Origin of the sequence: Acinetobacter sp. ESBL14 (assembly GCF_036668815.1) — a bacterium.
Classification (GTDB): Bacteria; Pseudomonadota; Gammaproteobacteria; order Pseudomonadales; family Moraxellaceae; genus Acinetobacter; species Acinetobacter gyllenbergii.
The window spans coordinates 1,168,065-1,192,465 of record NZ_JAZEVS010000001.1; the positions used below are offsets into that span (position 1 = coordinate 1,168,065).

Annotated in this window: 35 protein-coding genes and 1 pseudogene; 34 read left to right on the forward strand and 2 right to left on the reverse strand. The window is 39.2% G+C overall.

All coding sequences use genetic code 11. The features are described 5' to 3' along the window. Positions 1-20: 20 nt before the first annotated feature. A complete protein-coding gene (locus tag V6E90_RS05625; RefSeq protein ID WP_332604746.1) occupies positions 21-698 on the reverse strand; it encodes a LexA family protein in 678 nt (225 codons plus the stop codon). Between the two features lie 409 nt (positions 699-1,107). Between V6E90_RS05625 and V6E90_RS05630 the strand changes: the two genes are divergently transcribed. The 21 genes and pseudogenes from V6E90_RS05630 to V6E90_RS05730 all read left to right on the forward strand — a co-directional run bounded on the left by V6E90_RS05630 (position 1,108) and on the right by V6E90_RS05730 (position 15,279). Continuing rightward, the gene (locus V6E90_RS05630) at positions 1,108-1,383 is read left to right on the forward strand and encodes a hypothetical protein (RefSeq protein ID WP_332604747.1); all 276 of its coding nucleotides are present in this window, start codon (positions 1,108-1,110) and stop codon (positions 1,381-1,383) included. A gap of 76 nt (positions 1,384-1,459) precedes the next feature. Continuing rightward, a complete protein-coding gene (locus V6E90_RS05635; RefSeq protein ID WP_332604748.1) occupies positions 1,460-1,738 on the forward strand; it encodes a hypothetical protein in 279 nt (92 codons plus the stop codon). Continuing rightward, positions 1,735-2,022: a hypothetical protein gene (locus tag V6E90_RS05640; RefSeq protein ID WP_332604749.1), complete on the forward strand. Its 288-nt coding sequence runs from the start codon at positions 1,735-1,737 to the stop codon at positions 2,020-2,022. Before V6E90_RS05635 ends, V6E90_RS05640 begins: the two co-directional genes overlap by 4 nt. Then, positions 2,019-2,858 carry a DNA adenine methylase gene (locus tag V6E90_RS05645; RefSeq protein WP_332604750.1) on the forward strand — a complete coding sequence of 280 codons (840 nt, stop codon included), beginning with the start codon at positions 2,019-2,021 and terminating at the stop codon, positions 2,856-2,858. Before V6E90_RS05640 ends, V6E90_RS05645 begins: the two co-directional genes overlap by 4 nt. Further along, a complete protein-coding gene (locus V6E90_RS05650) occupies positions 2,855-3,760 on the forward strand; it encodes a helix-turn-helix domain-containing protein (protein ID WP_332604751.1) in 906 nt (301 codons plus the stop codon). The genes V6E90_RS05645 and V6E90_RS05650 overlap by 4 nt, the downstream gene beginning before the upstream one ends. Beyond that, a complete protein-coding gene (locus V6E90_RS05655) occupies positions 3,757-4,617 on the forward strand; it encodes a hypothetical protein (RefSeq protein ID WP_332604752.1) in 861 nt (286 codons plus the stop codon). Before V6E90_RS05650 ends, V6E90_RS05655 begins: the two co-directional genes overlap by 4 nt. Continuing rightward, a complete protein-coding gene (locus V6E90_RS05660; RefSeq protein ID WP_332604753.1) occupies positions 4,617-5,030 on the forward strand; it encodes a DUF1064 domain-containing protein in 414 nt (137 codons plus the stop codon). The genes V6E90_RS05655 and V6E90_RS05660 overlap by 1 nt, the downstream gene beginning before the upstream one ends. Positions 5,031-5,034: 4 nt before the next feature. Then, complete coding sequence (locus V6E90_RS05665) at positions 5,035-5,475, forward strand: hypothetical protein (RefSeq protein ID WP_332604754.1); 441 nt, start codon at positions 5,035-5,037, stop codon at positions 5,473-5,475. Positions 5,476-5,629: 154 nt separating this feature from the next. Further along, entirely contained in the window at positions 5,630-5,890 is a 261-nt protein-coding gene (locus V6E90_RS05670; RefSeq protein WP_332604755.1) for a hypothetical protein, read from the forward strand. 1,236 nt (positions 5,891-7,126) lie between these two features. After that, positions 7,127-8,296 carry an arabinose transporter gene (locus V6E90_RS05675; RefSeq protein WP_332604756.1) on the forward strand — a complete coding sequence of 390 codons (1,170 nt, stop codon included), beginning with the start codon at positions 7,127-7,129 and terminating at the stop codon, positions 8,294-8,296. A 154-nt stretch (positions 8,297-8,450) separates the two neighbouring features. Continuing rightward, entirely contained in the window at positions 8,451-8,681 is a 231-nt protein-coding gene (locus V6E90_RS05680) for a hypothetical protein (protein WP_332604757.1), read from the forward strand. A gap of 92 nt (positions 8,682-8,773) precedes the next feature. Further along, positions 8,774-8,995: a hypothetical protein gene (locus V6E90_RS05685; RefSeq protein ID WP_332604758.1), complete on the forward strand. Its 222-nt coding sequence runs from the start codon at positions 8,774-8,776 to the stop codon at positions 8,993-8,995. 180 nt (positions 8,996-9,175) lie between these two features. Beyond that, a pseudogene (locus V6E90_RS05690) lies at positions 9,176-9,398 on the forward strand (putative metallopeptidase); the annotation flags it as partial. Positions 9,399-9,411: 13 nt separating this feature from the next. Beyond that, positions 9,412-9,606: a hypothetical protein gene (locus tag V6E90_RS05695; protein WP_332604759.1), complete on the forward strand. Its 195-nt coding sequence runs from the start codon at positions 9,412-9,414 to the stop codon at positions 9,604-9,606. 34 nt (positions 9,607-9,640) lie between these two features. Next, entirely contained in the window at positions 9,641-10,108 is a 468-nt protein-coding gene (locus V6E90_RS05700; protein WP_332604760.1) for a hypothetical protein, read from the forward strand. Beyond that, positions 10,077-10,718: a putative metallopeptidase gene (locus V6E90_RS05705; RefSeq protein WP_332604761.1), complete on the forward strand. Its 642-nt coding sequence runs from the start codon at positions 10,077-10,079 to the stop codon at positions 10,716-10,718. Before V6E90_RS05700 ends, V6E90_RS05705 begins: the two co-directional genes overlap by 32 nt. A gap of 59 nt (positions 10,719-10,777) precedes the next feature. Continuing rightward, a complete protein-coding gene (locus V6E90_RS05710) occupies positions 10,778-11,296 on the forward strand; it encodes a DUF2280 domain-containing protein (RefSeq protein WP_332604762.1) in 519 nt (172 codons plus the stop codon). Then, positions 11,256-12,548, forward strand: a complete 1,293-nt coding sequence (locus tag V6E90_RS05715; RefSeq protein ID WP_332605077.1) for a terminase large subunit domain-containing protein — start codon at positions 11,256-11,258, stop codon at positions 12,546-12,548. Before V6E90_RS05710 ends, V6E90_RS05715 begins: the two co-directional genes overlap by 41 nt. 38 nt (positions 12,549-12,586) lie before the next feature. Further along, a complete protein-coding gene (locus V6E90_RS05720; RefSeq protein WP_332604763.1) occupies positions 12,587-13,927 on the forward strand; it encodes a DUF4055 domain-containing protein in 1,341 nt (446 codons plus the stop codon). Between the two features lie 9 nt (positions 13,928-13,936). Further along, positions 13,937-15,043, forward strand: coding sequence for a minor capsid protein (locus V6E90_RS05725; protein ID WP_332604764.1), 1,107 nt, complete (start codon positions 13,937-13,939; stop codon positions 15,041-15,043). A 35-nt stretch (positions 15,044-15,078) separates the two neighbouring features. Continuing rightward, positions 15,079-15,279: a hypothetical protein gene (locus tag V6E90_RS05730; protein WP_316249700.1), complete on the forward strand. Its 201-nt coding sequence runs from the start codon at positions 15,079-15,081 to the stop codon at positions 15,277-15,279. A 44-nt stretch (positions 15,280-15,323) separates the two neighbouring features. Here V6E90_RS05730 and V6E90_RS05735 read toward each other — a convergent pair whose 3' ends face one another. Next, on the reverse strand, positions 15,324-16,457 hold the full coding sequence (locus tag V6E90_RS05735; RefSeq protein ID WP_332604765.1) for a multidrug effflux MFS transporter: 1,134 nt from the start codon (positions 16,455-16,457) through the stop codon (positions 15,324-15,326). Positions 16,458-16,557: 100 nt separating this feature from the next. On the opposite strand from V6E90_RS05735, the gene V6E90_RS05740 reads away from it, so the two are divergent. The 13 genes from V6E90_RS05740 (at position 16,558) to V6E90_RS05800 (ending at position 24,354) form a co-directional block, all read left to right on the forward strand. Beyond that, on the forward strand, positions 16,558-17,325 hold the full coding sequence (locus tag V6E90_RS05740; RefSeq protein ID WP_332604766.1) for an AraC family transcriptional regulator: 768 nt from the start codon (positions 16,558-16,560) through the stop codon (positions 17,323-17,325). Positions 17,326-17,424: 99 nt separating this feature from the next. Beyond that, the gene (locus V6E90_RS05745) at positions 17,425-18,216 is read left to right on the forward strand and encodes a hypothetical protein (protein ID WP_332604767.1); all 792 of its coding nucleotides are present in this window, start codon (positions 17,425-17,427) and stop codon (positions 18,214-18,216) included. A 12-nt stretch (positions 18,217-18,228) separates the two neighbouring features. Further along, complete coding sequence (locus tag V6E90_RS05750) at positions 18,229-19,179, forward strand: major capsid protein (RefSeq protein WP_332604768.1); 951 nt, start codon at positions 18,229-18,231, stop codon at positions 19,177-19,179. A gap of 87 nt (positions 19,180-19,266) precedes the next feature. Beyond that, on the forward strand, positions 19,267-19,632 hold the full coding sequence (locus tag V6E90_RS05755) for a HeH/LEM domain-containing protein (RefSeq protein WP_332604769.1): 366 nt from the start codon (positions 19,267-19,269) through the stop codon (positions 19,630-19,632). A 3-nt stretch (positions 19,633-19,635) separates the two neighbouring features. After that, the gene (locus V6E90_RS05760) at positions 19,636-20,016 is read left to right on the forward strand and encodes a hypothetical protein (RefSeq protein WP_332604770.1); all 381 of its coding nucleotides are present in this window, start codon (positions 19,636-19,638) and stop codon (positions 20,014-20,016) included. After that, positions 20,016-20,384, forward strand: coding sequence for a glutamate 5-kinase (locus tag V6E90_RS05765; protein ID WP_332604771.1), 369 nt, complete (start codon positions 20,016-20,018; stop codon positions 20,382-20,384). Before V6E90_RS05760 ends, V6E90_RS05765 begins: the two co-directional genes overlap by 1 nt. A 63-nt stretch (positions 20,385-20,447) precedes the next feature. Further along, positions 20,448-20,786 carry a hypothetical protein gene (locus tag V6E90_RS05770; RefSeq protein ID WP_332604772.1) on the forward strand — a complete coding sequence of 113 codons (339 nt, stop codon included), beginning with the start codon at positions 20,448-20,450 and terminating at the stop codon, positions 20,784-20,786. 55 nt (positions 20,787-20,841) lie between these two features. Further along, positions 20,842-21,012, forward strand: a complete 171-nt coding sequence (locus V6E90_RS05775) for a hypothetical protein (protein ID WP_332604773.1) — start codon at positions 20,842-20,844, stop codon at positions 21,010-21,012. 9 nt (positions 21,013-21,021) lie between these two features. Continuing rightward, the gene (locus V6E90_RS05780; RefSeq protein ID WP_332604774.1) at positions 21,022-21,429 is read left to right on the forward strand and encodes a hypothetical protein; all 408 of its coding nucleotides are present in this window, start codon (positions 21,022-21,024) and stop codon (positions 21,427-21,429) included. Beyond that, positions 21,401-21,769, forward strand: coding sequence for an HK97 gp10 family phage protein (locus V6E90_RS05785; protein WP_332604775.1), 369 nt, complete (start codon positions 21,401-21,403; stop codon positions 21,767-21,769). The genes V6E90_RS05780 and V6E90_RS05785 overlap by 29 nt, the downstream gene beginning before the upstream one ends. A 1-nt stretch (position 21,770) precedes the next feature. Further along, positions 21,771-22,169 (forward strand): hypothetical protein, encoded by a 399-nt coding sequence (locus V6E90_RS05790; RefSeq protein WP_332604776.1) that lies wholly within the window; start codon positions 21,771-21,773, stop codon positions 22,167-22,169. A gap of 536 nt (positions 22,170-22,705) precedes the next feature. Continuing rightward, positions 22,706-23,059, forward strand: coding sequence for a hypothetical protein (locus tag V6E90_RS05795; protein WP_332604777.1), 354 nt, complete (start codon positions 22,706-22,708; stop codon positions 23,057-23,059). Beyond that, positions 23,059-24,354, forward strand: a complete 1,296-nt coding sequence (locus V6E90_RS05800) for a pyocin knob domain-containing protein (RefSeq protein WP_332604778.1) — start codon at positions 23,059-23,061, stop codon at positions 24,352-24,354. Before V6E90_RS05795 ends, V6E90_RS05800 begins: the two co-directional genes overlap by 1 nt. The last annotated feature ends 47 nt before the right edge of the window (positions 24,355-24,401 follow it).

Genomic DNA, 24,401 nt, shown 5'->3' on the forward strand with positions numbered 1-24,401 from the left:
ATATTTATTAATAATTGTTTTTAAATTTTTCTATACATACCTACTACCTTACCAACTAAACGGCAATCTGGTGTAAGTTTGATAACTTTTTCTTTCCAATTTGGGTTAAGTGGTTGTAAATACTTAGTTGAGCCTTCTATTACTAATTGTTTAAAAGTCGCTTCAGTATCTCCTAAACATGAAACAATTACCAAATCTCCAGTTTTTAGGTCATTTACAGGAAAGTCTGGATTTACATATATACGGTCTTCAGGTTCAAATTTGGGTGACATAGAGTAGCCAGTTACTATTAATCCATACCCATTTTTACCCCCATCATCATTGTGGGGCAGCCATTCACTAACTTCGGTATCTTTTAAGACTGTATCTACATTAGAGAAAGAGCCAGCAGCCACCCATGAGATCACCGGAATTTGGTCATCTTTAGTGAGTATTTTCTTAGAGAGACTTATATTATTATCAAGTTGATTTAAAGAAAATATTTTGTCTAAATCGTGGTTTTCTAAGCCCATTTTTCGTTCAAGATTTCTAGCCGATCTTTCACCAATATTACGATGCCCATTTATTAATTGAGAAACATAACTCGGTTCTAAATCTTTTTTCTTGCAGTATTCAGCATCATTTTTAGCGAAACCATTTGAAATTGCTTCATTAATGACACGTCGAAGGTTTAGTTTTCTAATCTCAGAAATTTCCATAAAATCTACGCAACATAGTAAATGCTAATTAATTTTGAAGAAATTTAGCAATATGTAAATTACATAATGCTAATTTTTTATTGCTAAATAAATTAGCAAATGCTAATCTAATGATGGTATGCCAAAGAGGAGCTAATCGATTGGACACCTCAAAATTACGAATTTTCTACTATGAGATGTCAAATAAAGCACGTGCTGACTTTGCATTCAATTGCAATACGTCAGACGGTCAAATTAAGCAAATTATTTCCAAACACAGAACTTGTAGTCCTGCACTCGCAGTTAAATTTGATAAGGCCAGTAAAGGTTTTATTCATTGTGATGAGTTATGTCCAAATGTTGATTTTGAATATGTTAGGACACGGCAGATTTCGACATAGTTTTAAAAGCAAAGGGAGTTGCACTATTTATGAAAGTTGATGATATGAACGAAGCAAGAGAGCTGGGTTTTTTAGGTGGAAAGCTCGATAACCCTGTAACAATAAAATTTAATGACTTGACAGATGAATCTATTGAAGCGGTGGCCAATGCCAGTGATATGACTAAAGCAGATTGGATTAGAGAAGCTTGCATTGAAAAACTTTTAGTAGAGAGACGTAAACTCAATCGTATGCGAAAAGTATGGGGGAACTCAAAGGAAACAATAGGTGCCATTGGATGCCATGGGGTTACAGATCAAATTTAACGATGGACAAATAAAAAAACCGCTACATGTACGACCAAGAGCGGTTTGCGTTCATTAACCAGAAAGATTAAATCACATGACCAATATAACAAACGAAGTAACAACCCACAACAGCGACTTTGTTGTTGGGGACATGGTGGTGTCAGTTTGCGTGGGCGTTATTCCAAACATCTTTGAAGTGGTGGAAGAAGAGCACGGCTCATATGACGAGTTTATCAAGTGCAAACCACTTGGATGTAAAACAGGATTCGTATGTTTTCTTGCGATCAACGAGATCCGCCATGCATCCGTGGCTGAATTATCAGCACAGCGCCGTATCACAGATTCAGAACAAGCAATAGCGGAGGTTTCATGAATACAAAACTTCCAGAGTTTAAACAGATCCTAGCGATTCAATCTTGGTATGAACCTGCATTGGATCTACTGAATAAATTGCTTGAACGTAATAAAGCAAATCTCCGCAGGCGTGGATACAACGAAGAAAATGCAGCAATCACCCGTGAAGAGTTTAGACAACAACTAGCTCGCTGTGGTCGCATTACTTTGTATTTGGCTGGTGAGATAGAAACGAGTTTGTATAACGCTCGAAAGATTGAATACATGGGCGGTTATGTAAGACCCAAGGTCGGTGAGTTATGAGTAGCTTAAAACATCCGCTTATCCGGTATCACGGTGGAAAGTTTCGTATTGCGGATTGGATTATCTCCAATTTTCCTGTCCACAAAACCTATGTTGAGCCATTTGGTGGCGGAGGCTCAATACTACTTTGCAAAGAGCCAAGTCAAATCGAAGTTTATAACGATCTTAATGGTGAAGTTGTAAACCTACTCCGTGTATTACGTAATTCAGAACAACGTATGAAGTTAGAAGAACAACTTTATTTAACTCCTTTTGCTCGAGCTGAGTTTCATCTTGCCTATGAAGATACTAATTGCCCAGTAGAACAGGCTCGACGAATGATTGTACGTGCTCAAATGGGCTTTGGATCTGCTGGAGCAACAAAAGGTAGTACAGGATTCAGAATGGCTGGTGGACGACAAAAAAATTATGAAATCCAGCTTTGGGAGAAATACCCAAATCGACTTGCTGAGTATGCGCAACGTTTAAAACAAGTATTAATCGAAAATCAGGAAGCAGCGAAGATCATCAGTCTATATGACAATGAAGACACACTGTTTTTTATTGATCCACCTTATGTGAGAAGTACTAGAACAGCAAATGTCGTTGCTTATCGTTATGAGATGAGTGATAGCGATCATATTGAATTATTGGACCAACTTAACCAGATAAAAGGAAAGGTACTCATTACCGGTTATAACCATGAAATTTACAACGAAAAGCTTTCACATTGGAAAAAATTAACAAAAAGGGTGCAAGCATCCGGAAAGACTGGTGGTGTTTCACGGCAGGAGTGCCTATGGATAAATCCTCGAGCTAGCTTAAATAGTGACTTATTTAGCGGGGTGGTGACATGAGTTTAGATGCAACCATTTGGGCATTTAAGGCAGCGGTCAAAACATCAAGCCAGCGTCTTGTCTTACTTGCCTTAGCTGATCGTGCTGGCGATGAACACAAATGCTATCCGAGCCTAAAACGCTTGGAGAAAGATACCGTACTCAACCGTAAAACCATCATTAAAGTTTTGGATGAACTTGAAGAAGCTGCATTCATAAAATTTACAGGTAAAACGACAGGCAACGGAGTAAAAATCTATCAACTGATTGGTGTTGTTGGCCGAGAAGATGAAGATCCAACCAGTACCAAAAATGGAACGGGTACCAATTTAGGTACTGGTTCCAAATACGGTACTAGTACCAATAACGGAACTGCCAGTAGTACCAAAAACGGTACTGCAACCAGTACCAATATTGGGACACAGAACCTCCCAATGAATCTATCAGTAGAATCTAAAAATAAAAAACACTGGCTTTGTTCAAAAAAATTGAGTGATGAAATTGCTCAAGCAAATCCTGAGATCGATCCGAATGAGATCATCTCCGCAAGTTGGTTCAATCGTGAATTTAGAGCATTCGAAAAATTCAATGCTGAAAAATCCATGTGTGATGAACTCATGATCTACCACTTTGCAAACTGGTTACTTGAGGCAAAGGCAAAACTTGACCGTATGAATCGTTCTTCTCAACCATGCAAGAAACAGGAATCTAAATCTGAAAACAGCCTCACTGAAAAACAAATCAAATTTTTAGCAGGGAAGTTATCTCGTATTCCAGATTTCGGGAAATACGCCGTAGGTAACGAATCTCATGAGCAGCTTGCATTGCGTTTAGAAACCATGCTGAAGGATCCGAAGAACATTCAAAAGTGGGCTGAGTATTTGACTGCTGTGGGCTTTGAGCAAAAGGGGAATGCGGCGTGAAACATATTGTTTGCTTCTCTGGTGGACATAGCTCTGCACTCGTAGCTTTAGAAGTCACCAAGAAATTCGGAAAGGACAATGTAGTTTTAGTGAATCATGACATTACTCCACGATCTGAATTGCAAGACGTTAAGCGTTTCAAGCAAGAAATTGCTAATTATCTTGGCCTTGAGATTACTTATGTAAACCATAAAGACTGGGAAGTAATGGATCAGTTCGATGTTTGTGTAGAGGCTAAATCATTCGTTAATCCAGCGAATCGTTCAATCTTATGCACTCATCGTTTAAAGACTCAGCCTTTCTATGAATGGCTTGAAGCGAATTACGAAGAAGGCGATATGATTTATTACGGATTTGATGCTAATGAACCAAGCCGTATTACTAAACGTAGTTCGATTTTGGGTAGTAGTGGCTACAAATCTGATTACCCATTGGCAGTGTGGCCAGAACGAACTTTTTTTAAGAGTAGTGACATCGGTATTGAACCGCCAATGCAGTATGACGTATTTAACCATGCAAATTGTATAGGGTGCCTTAAGGCAGGTTGGCAGCATTGGTACGTGATTTATTGTCACTATCCCGCTATTTGGGAAAAGGCTAAATGGGCTGAAGATGTGATTGGCTATTCAGTTCATAACGATGGGTACTTTGAAGATAAAGAGCCTGTGTTTGAAGCAATGAAGGCCGCAGGAATTGAGCCAACGGAGAAAACTTCAAGTGGAAAGTTTTGGTCAACAGCAAAACGTGCAATTAAAGGGGGGCAATTTAGTTTGTTTGGGCTTCCAGATATAGAAACACGAGTTGAGTGCATGGGTGATTGTGGAATTGAGAGAGATACGGTGAAGGATAAAAGCTAATGACCTCAATGAGCATCGATCAGTACCGCCGTGAAATCCTCAAGCAATGCGAGCAGCCTAAAGCATCGAAACGCAATAAGTTCAATGCCCAGAAAGTTGAGCTTGATGGCAAGACGTTTGACAGCAAGAAAGAATATAGGCGGTACATTGAGCTTAAAGCCATGCAGCAGCGTGGGGAAATTACCAGGCTAGAACATCATACAAAATTTGAACTGGCACCTAAGACCAAATTAGAAGGCGAAAAGAGAGCAAAGCCTGCAGTTAGATACTTTGCTGATTTCACTTACTACAACGACGATGGAAAGTACATCGTAGAAGATGTGAAGTCAGCAGCAACAAGAAAGTTAGTGAGTTATCGCACTAAAAAACACTTAATGAAAACGGTTCACGACATTGATATTTCCGAGGTATGAACAGATGAATGCATTAAAAAAATCAAATGTAATGGATTGGTCAAAATTTACAATTGAAGAATGGCTTAAACAATACGGCGCGTATATTCAAACATGCCGTATGAAAAGCGGGAATGCTCCAGATGATCTAAGTGTAAATCAGATATATTGGTTGATTAGATCAACTGAAGACAAACCTTCCAAGAATAAAAATATAGTTAGATGTGTTATTACAGATTTTGAAGCTGAACAAGTTAGAAAATTCATCAAAGAAGTATCTGACACCAGTACGATTTGTAATTCTGCTAAAGCTGCAGTTGGCCTATTTGTTGAGAAAAATGTAAGAGGGATGTCCTTAAGACAAATGGCTCATGAGTTTTGTTTAGGTAAAACATCATTGGATCAAATGATTTTTGCTGGGAAGTACTATTTAAACGGTCATGACAAAAGATTACGTTTAGAGTAGTACTTGCATGTACGGACAGGATATGACATATTTGTGATAGGATGGACGAAGTTATGGTCAATCACCAAAGTTATTTAAAAGCTCGCTTATGCGAGCTTTTGTATTTCTGCCATATCCCTATGCTAACTTGTGAAAAAACACAGGAATATTAAGTATGGCAAAGTTACCAAGCTTTAAGGATATTTCCAGAGAGGAATTAGAAGAGCTTTATAAGTTTCTATTTGCTGATTATTTGGATTTAGAAAAAGAGAACGATAAATTAACTTTTGTTGCTATCGACGCTATTAAGCAGATGAAAAGCAGCAACATTCAGTTAGTGAATAATCAGCGAATTATTGATGAACTTCTGAAGTTAGTACAAGAGCATATTGAGAAGGAATTTACTTTGAATTATATACCTAAATTTTTGAATTAATTTAATAAATTCCAATTTCTAGTTTTGGTGCTTGAAAGAAAAGTTACAGATCATATAATATCAATTTAATTGATTATGATCCTTGGAAAATGCTTAATCTAAAAATTACAGATAGATGCCTGATTTTTTCATTTTATTTATTCCTCACTTTAGCATTATTCTCATTAACTGTAGAAATCAAAGATTATCTCCTTGAGATTGATGGGAAAATTAAATTAAAGCCCTTTTTTACATTTTTATTTTTGGCTTTTTTTGCAAAATATAATTACGCCATTCAAAATTGGTTGAAAAAATTATATGCAATTAACAATGAGGAGAAGAGTAGATAGTTATATGCTGGGCTAATTGTGGAGAAATAGGAACTTTAATATGCAAATGGAGATTTATTAAGGTGTATCATCAAAAAGACTTCACCAGACCAGAATATTCAAATCCAATAATGGCTATGTGGGAGTTCTTTCATAGAAATCCCAATATAAAGTCTTTTAGGTACTATGCTATCAAAGGTGGTGTTAGAGTTTTTTATGTAAATGAGAGTTGAATGAGTTATAAGTCAAAAATTGTAAAAGTAAGAATTTAATTGAGTAGTTAGTATATGAATTTATTTAAATTTTTAAAAAGTTTTCAATCCATTGGATTCTACTTTCTTATTGCATTATTATTACTAGCAAATATTGTTGTGTATTTCTATTTAATTGATCCAGGATGAATCATAAAAATAGATCTAATCACATGATATTTTGGGGTACTATCTTTTTTATCCTGTTATTGTTAGGGATGAAAGTTTTACACAGGTTGAACGTTTTTCTTATCACAGTATTTTTTGCCTTAATTGGGGGATTGCATCATTTTCAACAAAAACGAAAAGAAGTGATCAAGGCTATTATTAGTGAGCCACTATATTTTTAACGCATTAGCGATAGTCAAAAAAACCAAAAAATAGGGTATTGTTTATTCTAAAGAATCAATTTACGTATTACATAAAATGAAATACTTGAAGCCAATTTCGTTGGAAAGAGTGTTTGTATTTTGCAGGGATAGGTAAAGACTGAGTGAAGGTTAAGATTTTGATAAATATTTAAAAATTATTAAAATTTGCATTAGAAGTTTACTTTTCTTATCATAATTATCGAGTTTTAGTACTCCGTAAGCGTTACCGTTATCCAACGCATCATTTCTCATTTTTACAATGAGGGTTTGATGCGTTGTGCCTCCAAATCCTCATTGGAGGTTTCTATGAATTATTTTGAATCTAAAAATAGCAATCAATCATGGACTTTACTTTCTATGGTAATAGCTGTTTTTTTCTGTTATTTGACTATCTCAGCACCTTTGGCAGCTATTCCTGTTTTTGTACATGACACATTAAAAGTTAATAATTTTGGTGTAGGGATAGCTATTGGGCTTCATTTTTTTGCAACAGTATTGACGCGACCATATGCAGGGCGCTTATCGGATAATGTAAGTTCAAAGCGAGCTACATTACAGGGAATTCTAGCGGTATTCATTTCATTATTTTTTTATTATTTAGCGACAGTAATGTCTTTGGGGTTAACCGTTAATTTTCTTTTGTTACTTGTTGGACGTATATGTCATGGCTATGCTGAAAGCCTATTGATTAGTGGCCATATTGCTTGGGGGCTTAGCCTGTTTGGTCAGAAACAAGCAGGTAAACTTTTTTCTCTAACTGGTATGGCTATTTTTGGTGCTTTAGCAATTGGTGCACCAATTGGTCTGACAATATTTAATTATTACGGATTTTCGAGTCTACTGTTATTGATGTTGGTTCTGCCAGTTCTGGCATTCATAATTTATTATCCAATCCATGCTGTAAAAGTAAATAAAGGTATACCACTTGCTTTAAAACAAGTAATGGCCTATGTGTGGAAATATGGCTTAATTCTTGCCTTACAGGGGGTAGGCTTTGCATGTATAGGTACATTTATAGTTCTTTATTTTAAAGCACAGGGGTGGTTATATTCTGAATATGCATTAGCTAGTTTTGGTATTGCGTTTGTGTTAATACGGATTTTTGCTGGTCATATTACGGATATTTATTCAGGCTACAAGATTGCAGGCATTTCATTAGCAGTTGAATTGATTGGGTTATCAACTATATGTATGGCATCGAATGCTCTACTAGCTATTGCAGGTACATTTTTAACTGGACTGGGTTGTTCATTAGTCTATCCAGCTCTAGGTGTTGAGTTAATCAAAAAAGCACCAACTCATGTACAAGGTACTGCGATGAGTGTTTACTCAGCTTTTCAAGATATTTCCTATGCAGTTTGCGCTCCATTGTTTGGTTTAATTGCTTTGCAGTTTAATTATTCCACAACATTTGTATTAGCCGCTAGTTGTGTAGGTCTGGGTCTTTTAATTAACTGGAATATTTCGAGAAAATGATAAGCTTCCAAAACTAATAAATCTTTTCAAGGTTAATAAATATCAATTTTCTAACTATAATTAGATATATAAGCCCCGCTAACACAGATGTTACTGGTGGGGCCTTTTAATTTATGTGTTATGCTATAGATTCATAATTTTATGGAATATTATTATGCATATTTGTATTGGTGGTGATTTAGACGGTAAAGTGGTGACAAGTAGAGAAGGTGCTCATTTTGCGGCAAGTGAAATAGATTCAAGCAAAAAATCTACTTACAATCGTCAGACTTACATTGTCGGAGGAACTACTTATAGATTCTGGCTTTGTAGTGAGTTACCTTTTATAGAGACAACCAGAATTGCAAACAAGTATTTAGCAGAGAAATTTAGATATCTTTCATAGTTAGAAACACTTCAATGAATGCAAATTCCACTAAATTTTTTAGTAGGATTTTTTTTATGATAGATTGTTTTCTTTTTTTATGCGGGCTAATGATGAATAAATTTATTGGTGGATCATTAGATGAAACGGATTTTTACATTGAAAATTTTGAAAGAGACGTTTTCTATTTGACGAATATTGACACAATGCAGAAAGAAAAATATTTAAAAACCCAGTTCCATAAGAATGGATTAACGTATACCTTTTGGATCTTTGAGCACCTTGATGAAAGCATTAAGGCAAAAAGGATTATTGAATATATGGGTAACATTTAAGGGTTACATTAAGTAGATAATTGTTTAGATTAGCTAAAATATTTTGTTGGTATATGTCTCAATTTTGGTTGTATTTGCGATTGGCTTTATAAAAGAGAGCAATAATAACCTTAATTCAGCGTTAAAGAACAAAGGTTAAACCTACTCTCATAAGAGTAGGTTTTTTAATGGGTAAAATTTATGAACGAAGTCGGATTTGTTATTCAGCAAAGGCCATATCCACCTGAATGGATATATGCCCAAGACACACCTAACTTTGCACCGGCACCTGAACTATGGCGATGTATAAAGTCTATTTTTCTTAACCCTGAACATAAGATTTTTTAACCCTGATCATGCACATCGGGGTTCGTTCCACTATCCGCAAATCGCCGTGATGTGTTATAAAAATATCTCCAAAAAATAAAGAGATAAATATGTTTGTTATGTACGATGATTATTTCATTAATACTAAAAATATTAATTATGCAAAGATTTTAGGCGAGACTTCACAGGTAATTTTTTACTTTGGACCAACTCGGGATAATGCTGATGGTTCAAGTGTAACCTTGCAGTTTGGTGATATTTATGAAATTACGGAATTTCTACAATCCTTTAATGAAACTATTTAACTCGCTTCGGCGGGTTTTTTAATGGGTGAAATTTATGGATACGTCAAAATATTTCGAACTCACAAGAAAGCGCGAGAGTAAATCAAAGCCGCGTAATACGCCGTTACCCAAGGCGAAGCAAGCATATCTTGAGGCATTTGAGGACATTGAACGTGCCCTACAGATTTTTGAAATAAAGTACGAAAAATTATTCCAATTTAATTCTACAAAACACTGGCGATATGACTTTCATCTCATTGAGCAAAGAATCTTGATTGAGATTTCTGGTGGCCCTTGGTCTGGTGGTCGCAAGGGTAAATTAGCTTTTAAAGCATGGAGCTTGGATAAATATGATCAGGCTTGGGAGAAGGGATATACCATTGTAAGGATTGAATCTTCAAGCCGGTACAAGATTGATGAGTCTGGACCAACTCAAATCGATGCCAGTCATGCTGACCAATGGCTTAAAAATTTAAAGAGGCATAAATTCAATGAGCCAAATAAGACCATTTCCACCGACTGAGTTGATGGACAAAGCCGACGAAGAAGAAGCCATCCGCTTAGCACCTGCACCAGATCTTATGGATTGGGTGGTAAAGAACTTTTTAACTATCGGTGGACCATTACATAATCCTGATCATGACCATATCGCTGAGCTCATCCATGACAATGAAGAGTTTCTTGCATTTGCTTGGGCATCATCTGCATGTGTAGCTAAAAAGCGTATGGTCCTTGGCCAATGTGAAAAGGTGATGTTCAACCAAGGCGGCTGGCGTAAAGCTAGGCAAGAGCAGCAGATGCGAGACTGGTTTGGTTATGTACCGGTTTACCTCATCACAATTGATGCCAGTTTTTGCGAGCAAGCCAGCGACCCTGATTTTTGTGCATTGATCGAGCATGAGCTGTACCACATCGGAGTCGAGCGGGATGAAGATGGTGAGCCACTCTTAAGCGATATGACTGGTTTACCAAAACACTATCTCACTGGACATGATGTTGAGGAGTTTGTCGGTGTAGTGAAACGATGGGGAGCAAGCGAGAACGTGAAGCGACTTATAGAAGTGGCGAAGCAAGCGCCGTTTGTATCTGATGTGAATATCTCCAGATGCTGTGGAACTTGCATTATTAGTTGAGCCATAAGGCTCATTTTTTTTATCTATTTAGCTAGACGTAGCTAGACAAAGGTAGGGGTATGGCTGCATTAAAAGAACAAGTGAAAATTTATATTGTTCAAGCTCTTGCATGCATGGATACCCCTCAACAGGTTGCAGATGCTGTCAAGCAAGAATTTAACATTGAAATTGATCGTAAACAGGTACAACTTTACGACCCAACTAAAGCCGCAGGAAAAAACTTAAGTAAGAAATTCAGATTATTGTTTGAAAAGACACGTGAGGATTTTAGGAATAATGTATTTGATATTCCGTTGGCCAATAAGTCATTTCGTATTAATGAACTGCAAAAAATGTATGACACAACCAAGAACAAGGTCATTAAGCAGAACATCATTAAGCAAGTTAAGGATGAAATGCATGGCCATTCTACCCAGTTGCTAGATCTTGAATTGAAACAACTTGAGATTGAAAAAATCAGGAATGGTGACGGCGAAGGTGCTGACGATCCAACACCAGTAAAAGTAACCATTCAAGTTGTAGATGCGAGTAAAAAAGATGCCGAATATCAACCCGACGCTGAATGTACCGCAAGCTAAATTTCTTCAAATGGAGAATAAGTTTAGAGCGTTTGTTTCTGGATTTGGAGGGGGAAAGACCTGGGTAGGTTGTGGATCACTATGTCATAAAGCTTGGGAGTTTCCTAAAGTACGTTTAGGTTATTTCGCCCCGACTTATTCTCAAATTAGGGATATTTTTTACCCCACCATTGATGAGGTAGCATTTGATTGGGGATTAAGGACAAAAGTGTATCAATCAAATAAAGAAGTAGATCTGTACTACGGTCGCCAGTATCGGTCGACGATTATTTGTCGATCAATGGATAATCCTTCCTCAATTGTCGGCTTCAAGATTGGTCATGCATTGATTGATGAGCTCGATGTTATGGCTACGCATAAAGCTCAACAAGCGTGGCGTAAAATTATTGCTCGTATGCGTTTTAAGCAAGTTGGTTTGCTGAATGGTATTGATGTTGCCACTACGCCTGAGGGTTTTAAATTTACTTATGAGCAATTTGTAAAAGAAGCCAATTCAACTCCAGCTAAACGAGCCTTGTATGGAATGATTCAGGCTTCAACCTATGACAATGAAGCCAATCTGCCAGATGACTATATTTCATCATTGTACGAGTCTTATCCCCCGCAATTGATTTCAGCTTATTTGAAAGGGCAATTCGTCAACTTAACCAGTGGAGCTGTTTATCCAGACTTTGATCGAGTGCTGAATCATACAGATGAGGAAATTCACCAAAATGAACCTTTACTCATCGGCATGGACTTTAACGTACTGAAAATGGCCGCAGTGGTTTATGTCATTCGTGAAGGCAAGCCAAGAGCGTTGGATGAGCTGGTTGGAGTAAGAGACACGCCAACAATGTGCTATTTAATCAAGGAGCGCTTTCCTGAGCATGACATTACTGTAATACCTGATGCCTCAGGTCAAGCGACTTCATCAAAGGGATTTAGTGAGTCAGATCATGCAATTCTTAAAAAGAACGGATTTAAGGTGGAAGTGAATGGCGTTAATCCAGGCATTAAAGACCGGATCAATGCGGTAAATGCCCAGATCCTGAATGCTGACGGTGAGCGAAACCTGAAAGTGAATACCAATAAATGCCCAAACTTTACGGCAACTTTAGAACAGCAGATTTATGACTCATTCGGAATGCCGGATAAAAGTGTCGGGCTGGATCACGTAGGTGATGCAGGCGGTTATCCACTGGCGAAGCGGTTCCCGATCATTATTCAGAAAGTATTTAAACGGCGTCGAATCGGCGGTATGTCTTATTAATCAACGCACCATTAAAGGTGCTTTTTTATGGTGTTTTTATGGCAGTTACTGATAAACATCCGCAGTATATTGCTGCACAAAAAAGCTGGCAGATGATGCGTGATGCCATTGCTGGCGAAGAGCAGATAAAGCAGGCAAGTATTCGGTATTTACCCAAATCAGCAGGCATGATTGAAGCAGAGAAGCAAGGTGATACCGCAGGTGAGATCTATAAGGCTTATGTGAACCGTGCTCAATATCCGCTATGGGTTCAAGATTCATTGCGGACCATGATCGGCTTGGTGTCAAAGCTTGAGCCAGACATTGTTATTGAAAGCTCTTTGCTTGTTGGCTTGATTAATAACGCGACCAATGATGGGTTTGGGCTTAAGCAGTTATTTATCCGGATATGTGTTGAACTGCTCGAATGCGGTCGCTGTGGCTTATTGGTGGATGTAGATGGGGACGGAGTACCTTATTTCGCTATGTATGATGCGCTTTCGATTATCAACTGGAAAGAAAATAGTATCGGAGGGCGTAAGGATCTTAAGCTGTTGGTGCTCGAGGAGCAGTTTGATAACAGTGCTGATGAATTTGGCCATGACACTAAAATTGTACACCGTGTTTTATCCATGCAAGACGGCGCTTTAACTGTACGTTTATTCGATGGTTCAATACCAGAAGATAAAACCCCTGATCTGGGTGGTAACCAACTTTCTTTTACGCCGTTTGTATTTTGCGGTACCACGGATAATTCACCGCATGTGGGTTCGGTACCATTGCTGACGATGGCTAAAGCAGCATTGAAGTATTACCAGTTGAGTGCAGATTATTTTCAGTCTTTGCACCATACGGCGCACCCTCAACCTTGGATTAGCGGTCTGGATAATGAATCTGATATTAGTGTCACAGGTGTAATGGCCGTATGGGATTTACCTAAGGAATCAACCTGTGGTTACTTGGAAATCTCAGGTGATGGGATTGATATGACCAAAAAGGAAATGGATGCCCAAAAGAATGCAGCACTGGAAGCTGGTGCCAAGGTCATTGATACCAATACTCAGGAATCGGGTGAAGCCCGCCGTGCGCGTCAGGATGATCAGCATGCTAGTTTGCACAGCATTGTGATGTGTGCTGCCGAAGCCCTTGAACAAGCTATTAAGTATGCGGCTCAGTGGCTCAAGTTAGATCCATCTAAATATGCTTTTACCGTGAAGCCTGAATTTATTGTTCAGCAATATGATATTAATCTGGCCAAGCAGCTTTATGAAGGAGCTTTGCAAGGTAAGAATTCATTTAGAACATACTGGGAATATATCGCTACAGGTAAATTGCCATCACATGAATATCAAGATGAATTGAAACGTGTGGAAGCAGAGCGGGATAGTTTGCCATTGTAGAGGTGTTAAATGGCTTCAGATGAAATTAAGATTCTGATTGAGGTGCTCACTCAGCACCAGGCTTATTTATATCGAGTCTCATCTCAATCGGTGAATGAATTAACCAGGTTATTTAACTCAGAATCAGGCCAAATGCTTTCAAAGCTTCGGGATTTGTTAGATGAGTTAAGCGATGCTGAGAAGGTGGCCTTAGCTGGTGGGCTGTATACCACAATCAACCTCAAAGAGATTCGTGATCTCATTTTACAGTGGTTCGCCAGTTTAAGTACTTCCATTCCTGAGGTTTTCGCCGTTTCTGCCACAGCTTTGGCGGTATATGAGGCAAATTACACTGCCAAGCTGTACGGCGGCAAGACCAGGAAGCCAAACGGAAATAAGCTTTATTCTTTAGCCAAGAAAACGCCGTTAATTGGCGGTGCTCTTGTTGATGATCTTTTATTGAAGATTGCAGAAAGAGCTCGGCAGAAAGTTGAATATTCGATTCGGGATGGTATCAGCGGCGGCAAGACCAATCAGGAAATTATCCAACGCATTCGTGGTACCAAACGCCAGAATTATGAGGACGGCATCCTAAATACCAGTAAGGCTGACATCGAGCGCACGGTGAGAACGGTACGCAGCCACATAGCAAATCAAGCATATTTAGATAGCTTCAATCAGTTAGGGTTTGAGTACGTCAGGTTGGTTGCAATACTGGATGGGAGAACATCAAAACTCTGTGCATCATTGGATGGTACTGTTTGGGAGATCCATGATCCTGCAAAGCGTGTACCACCGTTGCATCCAAATTGTCGGAGTATTTTGGTTCCTGTTGATAAAGATGGCCTGTTAGAAGGTGAACGTCCTTTTGTAATGGATGAACGTCGGGTGAAGGACATTCCTAAAGATGAGCGCGATCAGCTGATCGGCCAAATTGATGCGAACACGACTTTTAAAGAGTTTTTTAATAAAACAGATGATTTCTTTCAGAAAGAGTGGTTAGGGCCCAAGCGCTTTAAGCTCTATAAGGAAGGTAAATTTGATTTTGATAAGTTCTTTGATCCTGATGGACAGCTTTACACACTAGAACATCTCAGAAGGCTGGATGGTCTAAAATTTAAGGAGCTTGGAATTTAACAAAAGTAGAGGTACTTAAAATGTAAAAGGTATCAATAGCTAATAGTTGTACGCAGAAGGAAGAGTTAGAAAAGGCTTTAACCAATCAGATTGCAGAGCTGGCCAATAAGTTTGAAATTGAAACAGAGGTAAATATTCGTGATATTTACCTGAACTTTACTCATGTATCTGGGATAGATCGACCAGATAAATATGTTTTTACCTGTGTTACCGATTGTACTCAAAAGACTGATTAACTTAGTTAATCAGGCCGAATATGTTTAGATGTAAACATTTTTTATTAGTTCGGCTTGAACTTTGGTTTAAAAACTAAAGTTATAAAGGCACAGACCGCCAGAACAAGCCCCAATTGTTGTACTAACCCAACAAGGCTAAGCATGCATCCCAACATGAAATAGTATGTTAGACCGAATATAGCACCAGCTTTACCTGCATGTTCACGATAATGACTGAGTGCCTGACTAAGTATGTTTGGGATGGCAATGCCGTATGCAAGGACAATTCCAGTCATAGGAATCAAGATCCAAAAGGTGGTTTGTAATAGCCACGCGATCAAACCAGATAAAAGAGCTACGTGACAAGCATAATTGATCAAAATTTCTGGTTTAATCTTTGAGGCGAGTAGTTTTCGATTAAGCAAACTGCCCATTAGAGAGGAGAATGCTAGTATTAACCCTGTACATCCAAATGTTTCTGAATTCCAACCAAGTCGTTTGAAAAGAAATGGAGCGAGACTGTAGTAACTGAAAATCATCGTGTTAAGCAAAGCAACTAACATGGCATTTTGCCAAAGTGAATAATCATGAAACATACGTGTAGCTAATGTCCATATTTGCATCTTAGGTATATGCATGGGACGTGTTTCTGGTAGAAGCGTAGCGCTAAGTATGAGTAAAAGTAATGCGAGTGATGATAAGGCTATAAATACACCCATATGCCCCCACTGGCTTACTAGCCAACCTCCACTTAGTAGACCGAAAACAGGACTGACAGCCAATGCCGCACCCATAATTGAAAATACACTAGCTAATTTAATTGATTCATAACTGTCTCGAAGCATCGTTTGAACTACTACAGATCCAGCTGCAGCACCCACAGCTGAAACCATTCGTGCGAATAATAATATTTTGAATTCTGTTGTTGTGATTGCTAACAGTGTTCCAATTCCATAGCAGATGAGGCCTGAAATTATCGCTGGACGTCTGCCGATTGTGTCACTCATCCACCCCCATAGAACAACCCCGAAGGCAAAGGCTAAGAAGTAAACGGATAGTGTCTGCGAAGCTTGTTCATGGCTAACACCAAATGAATTAGAAATGTAAGGAAGAGCAGGGCTATATATAGTTTCAACAAGTTGTGGGAACATAATGAGAAGAGTTAATAACCACAATGGGGGGCGAGATATAGAATTCATGCCATGATTTATCAATAGATATATTGAAGGGCATTATTGTTGAAACAGGGGTGTCTGATTACAATAATAAGGACTGAATATATTAATTATTGGACAAATTTTGATAATTGCACCGGATGCTATTTTTGATCCTGATGTTTTTGTAGATCCTGTCATTGGAATTGCATCCGATATGGGAATACATGATTCAGGACGGCATAGCCACCTTCGTCATCAATTACTTTTTTCTGCAGCAGGAAGTATTACAATAGAATTAGATAAAACTATTTGTATACTTCCTCCACGTCGCGCAGCTTGGATTCCTGCAGGTACAGCTCATCGTGCGATAATGCGTGGGGTTATGGCTTATCGTTCCTTGTATTTTTCTCCTACATTAACTTTATCTGAATTACCAATGCAGATTGTTGAGATCAACTCTTTATTTTTTGAAGTAATAGAAAGAATGGCATTCTGGCCATGGGGAATGAAGGCTGAACAACAGTCGAGTTTACTAACAGTTTTTTGTGAGGAAATACAGGCCGCACGAACTGAAAATTGGCAATTAATATATCCCACAGATCCCCGTCTGGACGTATGGCTAGATAGCATTCGTAAAGGTGACTTACCTCTACGATTGAGTCATCTAGCTCAGTTGGTTGGGGCGTGTGAGCGTACAATTAGCCGAATATTTATTCGTGATACGGGAATGAATTATCAGAGTTGGAGACAGCAATGGAGATTGTTAAAAGCGATTGAAATGCTATCTGAAGGGCTGAAAATAAGTGAAGTCGCACAGCAACTTGATTTTATTAGCGATAGCGCATTCATTGTTTTTTTCCGCCAGCATACTGGTTCCACTCCAGCTCATTACCTAAATAATTTTGTTTAAAACTTATTTTAAAGATCAAAAGAAATGAAGCGTCCTAATCAGGACGCTTTTTTAATGCCTTGAGAAAAGGCTCAACTTAATCAAACGAGAGGTTTGAACATGTCATTGCCATTTATTGTGGATTCACTGGACCAGATCAAAGAAGAACATCGTGCTTTGTATGTTGAGGAGAACGGGAAGTACCGCCTTGACTTAGAAGGCTACGAAGATCCAAAGGGTTTGAAGTCTGCACTACAAAGCGAGCGTGATGCCGCTAAGACTGCGCAACGCGAATTACAACGCCTGCAGAAACAATTTGAAGGTATCGATCCAGAAATTGTGAAAAAGGTGTTTGCCCAACTTGACCAGGACGAAGAAGCCAAGCTGATTGCTGAGGGCAAGGTAAACGAAGTGATTCAGAAGCGCACCGAGAAGATGCGTGAAGAACATGCCAAGTTGCTGAATGCTGAAACAACACGAGCAAACAATGCTGAGGCTTATGCAAATAAGTTTAAGCAATCAGTGGTACAGGGCCAGATTGTACAAGCCGCTGTTGAACTTGAAGCACTACCAGAAGCGACTGCAGACATTGCATTCCTTGCTCAATCTAAATTCGCTTTAGATGAGGACGGCAAAGCAGTAGCTGTGGATGAATCAGGTGAAGTGATCATTGGTAAAGATGGCAAGACGCCATTATCACCAAAAGAATGGGTTGAATCCCTTCGAGAGCAAAAGCCTTACTTCTGGCCAAAACCAAATGGATCTGGTGCACAGGGCAGTACCAATACCAAAGGTCAGGTGGACATCCTCAAAGCAGATGGTTCAGTGAATCTGACCAAACTTGCGCAATTACGAAATGAAAATCCGCAGCTGGCCAAAGAGCTTGCTGCAAAACACGGTATTAATCTTTAAGGAGAAGGCCAAATGGCTGAAACAAAAATTGCTGATGTAATCGTTCCAGAATTATTCACCCCATACGTTTTAAATAAGACTGCAGAGAAATCTGCATTATGGCAATCGGGCATTGTCGGTGATCCTGATGTCGAAATTGCTTTTGGAACAAACGGCGGTACCACGGCAAATATTCCATTCTGGAATGATTTAAGCGGTGAGTCCGAAGTACTTACAGACACCAAGGCACTCACTGTAAACAACATTACCGCAGGCCAAGATATTGCAATCCTTCATGCTCGTGGTAAGGCATGGGGTGCCAATGATCTGGCTAAAGCATTGTCTGGTGATGATCCATTGGGTGCTGTTGGTGACCTAGTTGCCGATTACTGGGCGCGAGAGTTCCAAGGCTTCACGGTAAATACACTTAAGGGCGTATTTGGTGCTGCAAGCATGGCAGATAACGTTCATGACATCTCGGCAGGTGCTGGTGCAGCAGCGGTGATCGATGGATCTTCATTTGTTGATGCGTCATACAAACTTGGCGATGCTGTCGACAAGCTGACGGCGATTTCTATGCACTCGGCAACAATGGCAGCACTGTCTAAGCAAGGTTTGATTGAAACGGTTCGTGATGCGGATGGTGTGTTGCTCTATAAAACTTTTATGGATCGCCGTGTCATTGTTGATGATGGTATGCCTGTTGATGGTGATGTATTTACATCATTCCTGTTTGGCCAAGGTGCAATTGGCTTTCAGGACGTAGGTGCGCCAGTTGGAGTGGAAACAGATCGTGATAGCTTGGCGGGTATCGACATTCTGATTAACCGCCGTCACTTTGTATTGCATCCACGTGGTATCAAATGGGCAGGTGCTACAGGTATTGCACCAAATAATGCTGGTCTTGCGTTGGGCACAAACTGGGAGCGTGTATACGATCCTAAGCAGATCCGTATCGTGGCATTCAAGCACAAGATCAAATAACTAAAAGGCGGGTAATCCCGCCTTTAGTATTTTTGCCTTTTGGTAATTACGGGAAGGCAGCCCAAAACTTTATTTGGAGATCCTCACATGGGACTTTCATCATTTAACCGAGCACGGGAACGACAAATGACACAAGAAAAAGTGAATGAACTTGAAGAGCAATTGGCAGGTGTGAAAGGTGAATTTATTGCATTCAAAAATGATCCTGAAGCAATGAAAGCACGTATTGCTGAGCTGGAGTCTGGTGCGGGTGATCAAAAGCCTGAAGGTGATAATCTACCGCAAAATGATCAGCAGACTGGTGATGATCAGGAACAGGATAAGCCTGTTGATTATTCATCACTAAAGGTTGATGAAATTAAGGCTGTGTTAACTGAAAAAGGCATTTCATTTGACGGCGTTACTCGTAAAGACGACTTACTTACACTTATCCCTTTAGAGCCTAAGGAATAATCCATGAGCTTTATCACTGAACAAGAAGCAATTGATCATGTTGTAGGCTTTGATGCTTTATCTGTCAGTGATAAGGCTGATTATCTACAAAAGGCGGAAGCCTATCTGATCGCCCGAAACGTGAAATCTTATGAGGATGTGACACTAGTGCCTAAGGCGTTAAAGTTAGCCTCTTACGAAATCATTAAAGGCATCATGAAGGGTGAGCTCTACCAAGGGCAGGAACAGGCCTTAAAACGTAAAAAGGTTAAGGCTGATACGGTAGAGTCAGAAAAGGAGTACCAGGACGGATCGATAAAGCTAAATGCTACTGAGCAATACATTCTGGATCTGATTAAACCCTTCACCAAACGCTCTTCAGTATTCTTTGTGAGGAAAATCTAATGAGCTTACGTGATGAACTGCAGGCGGATATTGCTGAGGCATTTAATGAAGATCTGGCAGATGCTGTGCAATCATTTTCGTGTGAGCGGATCATAAAAACTGATTGGAATCCTTTGACTGAAACCCACACGGCTATTAAAGAGAATTATTCTGGCCGTGGTGTCTTGTTTGGCTCATATAGTCAGTACGAGATCCAAACCCTTGGAGTCTTGGCCACAGATAAAAAGGCGGTTGTTCTGCAGAATGAGGTAACCATGGTACCGAAAATAGACGATGAGTGGTTTACACCACTTGGAAAGTTTCGAGTCATGCATATTCAGCAGGATCCAGCGGAAACAATCTGGAAATGTCAGTTGAGGAATGTTTAACTGTTGAAATATAACTTTATAGTTGATTTAATTATGTTGTATTAATTCTAAAATTTGAACTTTATGCAAACTATTAAATACGATGATTTGAGTAGCAGTTTCTTGGAATCAATGATTAAAGGTAAAAAATCATTTGAGATTTTAGGTGTTGGCGGCAAGATTAAAGAATGTGTAAATTTAGTTGAAAAAACTATTGAAGGTAATGGTTTAACGTGCCGTATTTATACTGAAGGTCGTATTGCGGGGGTAGCAGCTGGGATTTTGGATCAAGGGATTGGAATTGTGACAGCAGTTGGTATTGTTGCTCACAATCTCTTTACTTTAAATCCAGATTACGAAGTTGGTAAAAACCTGCTTCAACATAAGATTACTGTTACATTTAAAAAAGAGCCAAAAAAATAGTATTTGGAATATTTCAACCTAAACCCACTTCGGTGGGTTTTTTATTGGAGTAAAAATGACTTGGACAGTTTATAAATTTCATGACAGTGTTCAGGTAGTACCTGATGATGATCTGAAACCACACACACTTTTTCACTGTGAATGCCATCCCGATTATAAGGATGGCATTTTTATTCATTACTCATTTGATGGGCGTGAACAGTATGAAACGCCTTTGCCTTGTTAGTGAGGAATCATGGTAAATACAAACTATGTACCTGAATGGTACATGTCACCATTTCAGCATGTTCAATATACACTTGCCCGCAACCAAATACACATGGATCTACTATTTGATGACATGCAAGAGGCTGATCGGTTCCTTTCAATTGAAGGTGCAGCTGCACAAGTGGACTATTACCAGGATGGCGCTTATGCGGTGGTGCAATTGGGTGATACTTCGGATCGAAATCCAATTGAGGTTTTTGGGCTGCTTTTGCATGAAGCGGTACATGTTTGGCAAAAAGTTAGACTGTTAATGGGTGAACGTGATCCGAGTACCGAATTTGAAGCGTATTCAATTCAGGCTATCGCTCAGGACCTATTTAAGATGTATGAAGAAAGCGAGGTGAGAGATGGGATGGAAGGGGAAAAAGCCAACTGACTTTAGCGTAGCAGTTGTTAAGGGAACTGAAAAACTCATTCAGAAAATCACCATGGATACGGTGCAGTCTTTAGTGGTGTCCAGTCCAGTTGATACTGGTGCTTATCGTGCATCTCATATTGTATCGATCGGATCTGGTAACTTTGGAAAACGTGGTCCTGAAACAAACGCCATGCAGGATGCTGCAGTTCAAGCGGTACGGATTAAGCTGGGCAATCTGGTCTATATACAGAACAATCAACCTTATGCTGAGCGTTTAGAAAATGGTTGGTCGAAGCAAGCACCACAAGGGATTTATAGCACTACGTTTAACTTCATTTCTCAAAAGTATGGTGTTTAAAATGGCAATGACACTTGAACAGGCAAGACAAGCCATCATTACTCGTATGCAGGGCTTCACTGGCATTGATCAAGAACGAATCCAGTATCCAAATGCCCCAAGCTTTAAAGTGCCTGAAACTGGCTTGTGGTGTCGTTTAACGATAGCGGGTGGATCAAGCTTTATCTCAGGTATTGCTGACAAGCCAAGCACACGGCGAACCGGCATCATCTTGATTCAATGCTTTGACCGACTTCATACTGGAGAGAAAGCTATTACCGAGCTCAGCGATGCATTACTGCAGCATTTCGAATATTACTCAACTGCTCATCTAGAATGTTTACAGGGACAATTAATTTTTGTCGGTCAAGATACAGACTTTGTGCAATACAATGTGACCATAGGATTTACGGTGAATTAAAGAATTGCTTTATTAACAAAAAACAACTAAATATTGTCTCTGGAGTTATATTTGTTTTACTAATATAGTTTTTAATAAATTGAAAATCCTTAGGATTTAACCTAATGAATATGTATTTGATATTCTTACTAATTTTCATTGTTTCTTTTGTTTACTTTGTTGTTAAATTTATTGACAACTTGGAAAAACAAAAACAATCCATATCTGAGTCAATTGAATATGAGGTGTTCAATGAACGAAAAAGAGGTTATGGGTGGGCTATAGCTACAACTGTTTTACTAGTAGTGTTCTTATTCGTCTTTTTTACAAGCTTTAACCTTATTTTGATTGGAGCATTACTAATGCTCATTATGATTTGTAGTAAGCAGTCATATGAGCGGTTTCAACGAGCAGATTATTTATCAAAACTAGCTCATGCTTATAACTCATCTTTTTAGTTTTTATTATATTTAATCAACCACCTTGAGAGGTGGTTTTTTTACGTCTTTTTCATAACCACCTCATCGGTGGTTTTTTTATGACTATAGGAATCACTTATGAGCAATTTTGTTTTTAAGCGCGGTGACACCTTCAACCTTAATCTGCAGCTTGTTGATACTGATGAGGCTTTGCAATTTCCGCCTGATGATGTACGCCGTGCAATTGATTTAACAGGTTTTGCATTTACATCGCAGGTGAAAGCCCTTGTTGATGGGAGTGCTGTTGCGACTTTAACCTGCGTTGCATTAAACCAAGCAAATCAAAAGGGCTGGTTAAACATTAAATCAGGTGCAAGCACTTCGGTATGGCCATTGGGTTTATGTCAGATGGATATTAAGGCTGTGGTCGGTGGTGTAACTCAACATTCTGAGACTTTAACGTTTCAGGTAATTGATGGAGTGACAGCATAATGGCCAATCTAGTTTTTAAATTTAATTGGGATCATCGTCCATATCCCTACAATGCTGCTCAAGGTAAGCGGCAATTCATGTTGCCTTTTGCTTCTGGCATCCCAAATTTAAATCCGAATTTGTCTCAGGTACAAGGTGCTGGCACTGCCGCGGGTGGAACGCTAACAACATCAGTATCTGATGACACTGTTGGTCGCGTATTACGTGTTGGAGATTTTGGATTTGGAAAACCATTACGCAATACGGATGTAGGTGGTGCAGACTTAAACAACATAACCGCCGTGGGTTTCTATGGTAACGATACTTTTGCTAGTGCAACGGTGGCTTTAAATTTTCCTGAAACTGGTGTTGTAGGCTCTTTGCTCGTTACAAGTATTTCGGGTTCAAACAATTATCGAAGCCAAGTGTATATTTCAGCAACGAGTGGACGAATTTGGTATCGATCTACTTCGGATTTAGCAACTTGGTCCGCGTGGCGTCGTCTAGTTGACGCAAGTTCAATAGAATATCAGCGCTTGGTGAATAACGGTTTTGCCACGAACTTCATGCTAACCTCCGCACCGTTAGCAAGTTTTGATAACAGAGGTAGTTTTTTAGGCTTGCAAAGTACATCGGCTAATGCCGGTGCAGCTGGAGATTATCCTGGTACTTTTGCCCAATATGTCATTGGTTTAAACGTGGCAAGCACAGTAGAGCATGCAGCTCACATTTGTATCGGCACATCTTCCAACTATTTTGGGTTTAGACGCCGAGGTTACAATGGCAGTTATACACCTTGGTATGCTTTACGGGGTGAACATAACACGACTGTTGATGGTTCAGGTTTCCTTAAAGCAGCTTCTCCAGTTGCTAAGCTATTTAGTGATTATATTGATCTCAATATGGATGCTAAAAAGCAGCCGATTAAGTTTGAGAAACATGGTGTTGGTGATTATCTGATTAAAGGATCATTAGGCTTTGCCCAGGAAGGTTGGTATATCGAAGTACCTAAGGATGCAAATGGGAATACGATTGTCGCAGTTGTATATGAAACATTAGGAAACGGCGATATCTCAGTTAAAACTTACAAGCGCAAGTTTGATTTTGAGCTTGCTGCAGTTGTAGCAGATCTAGAAAATCCGCTAGATATTCCTGTGGGGCGTTGGATTGATATTCGTCTACATGAAGAGGCGGGGCATGAAATTGAGTCACCAATTGAACCGCCTGTTGATTTCCAGCTCACAAACTTAACTGAGGCAGTAGCTGCAGCAATGGCAGGTGTTGAACCACCAGAAGTCACAGACGAGCCACTTTAATGAACTTTTTAATAGCCCGCTTAATCAGCGGGTTTTTTAATGCCTAA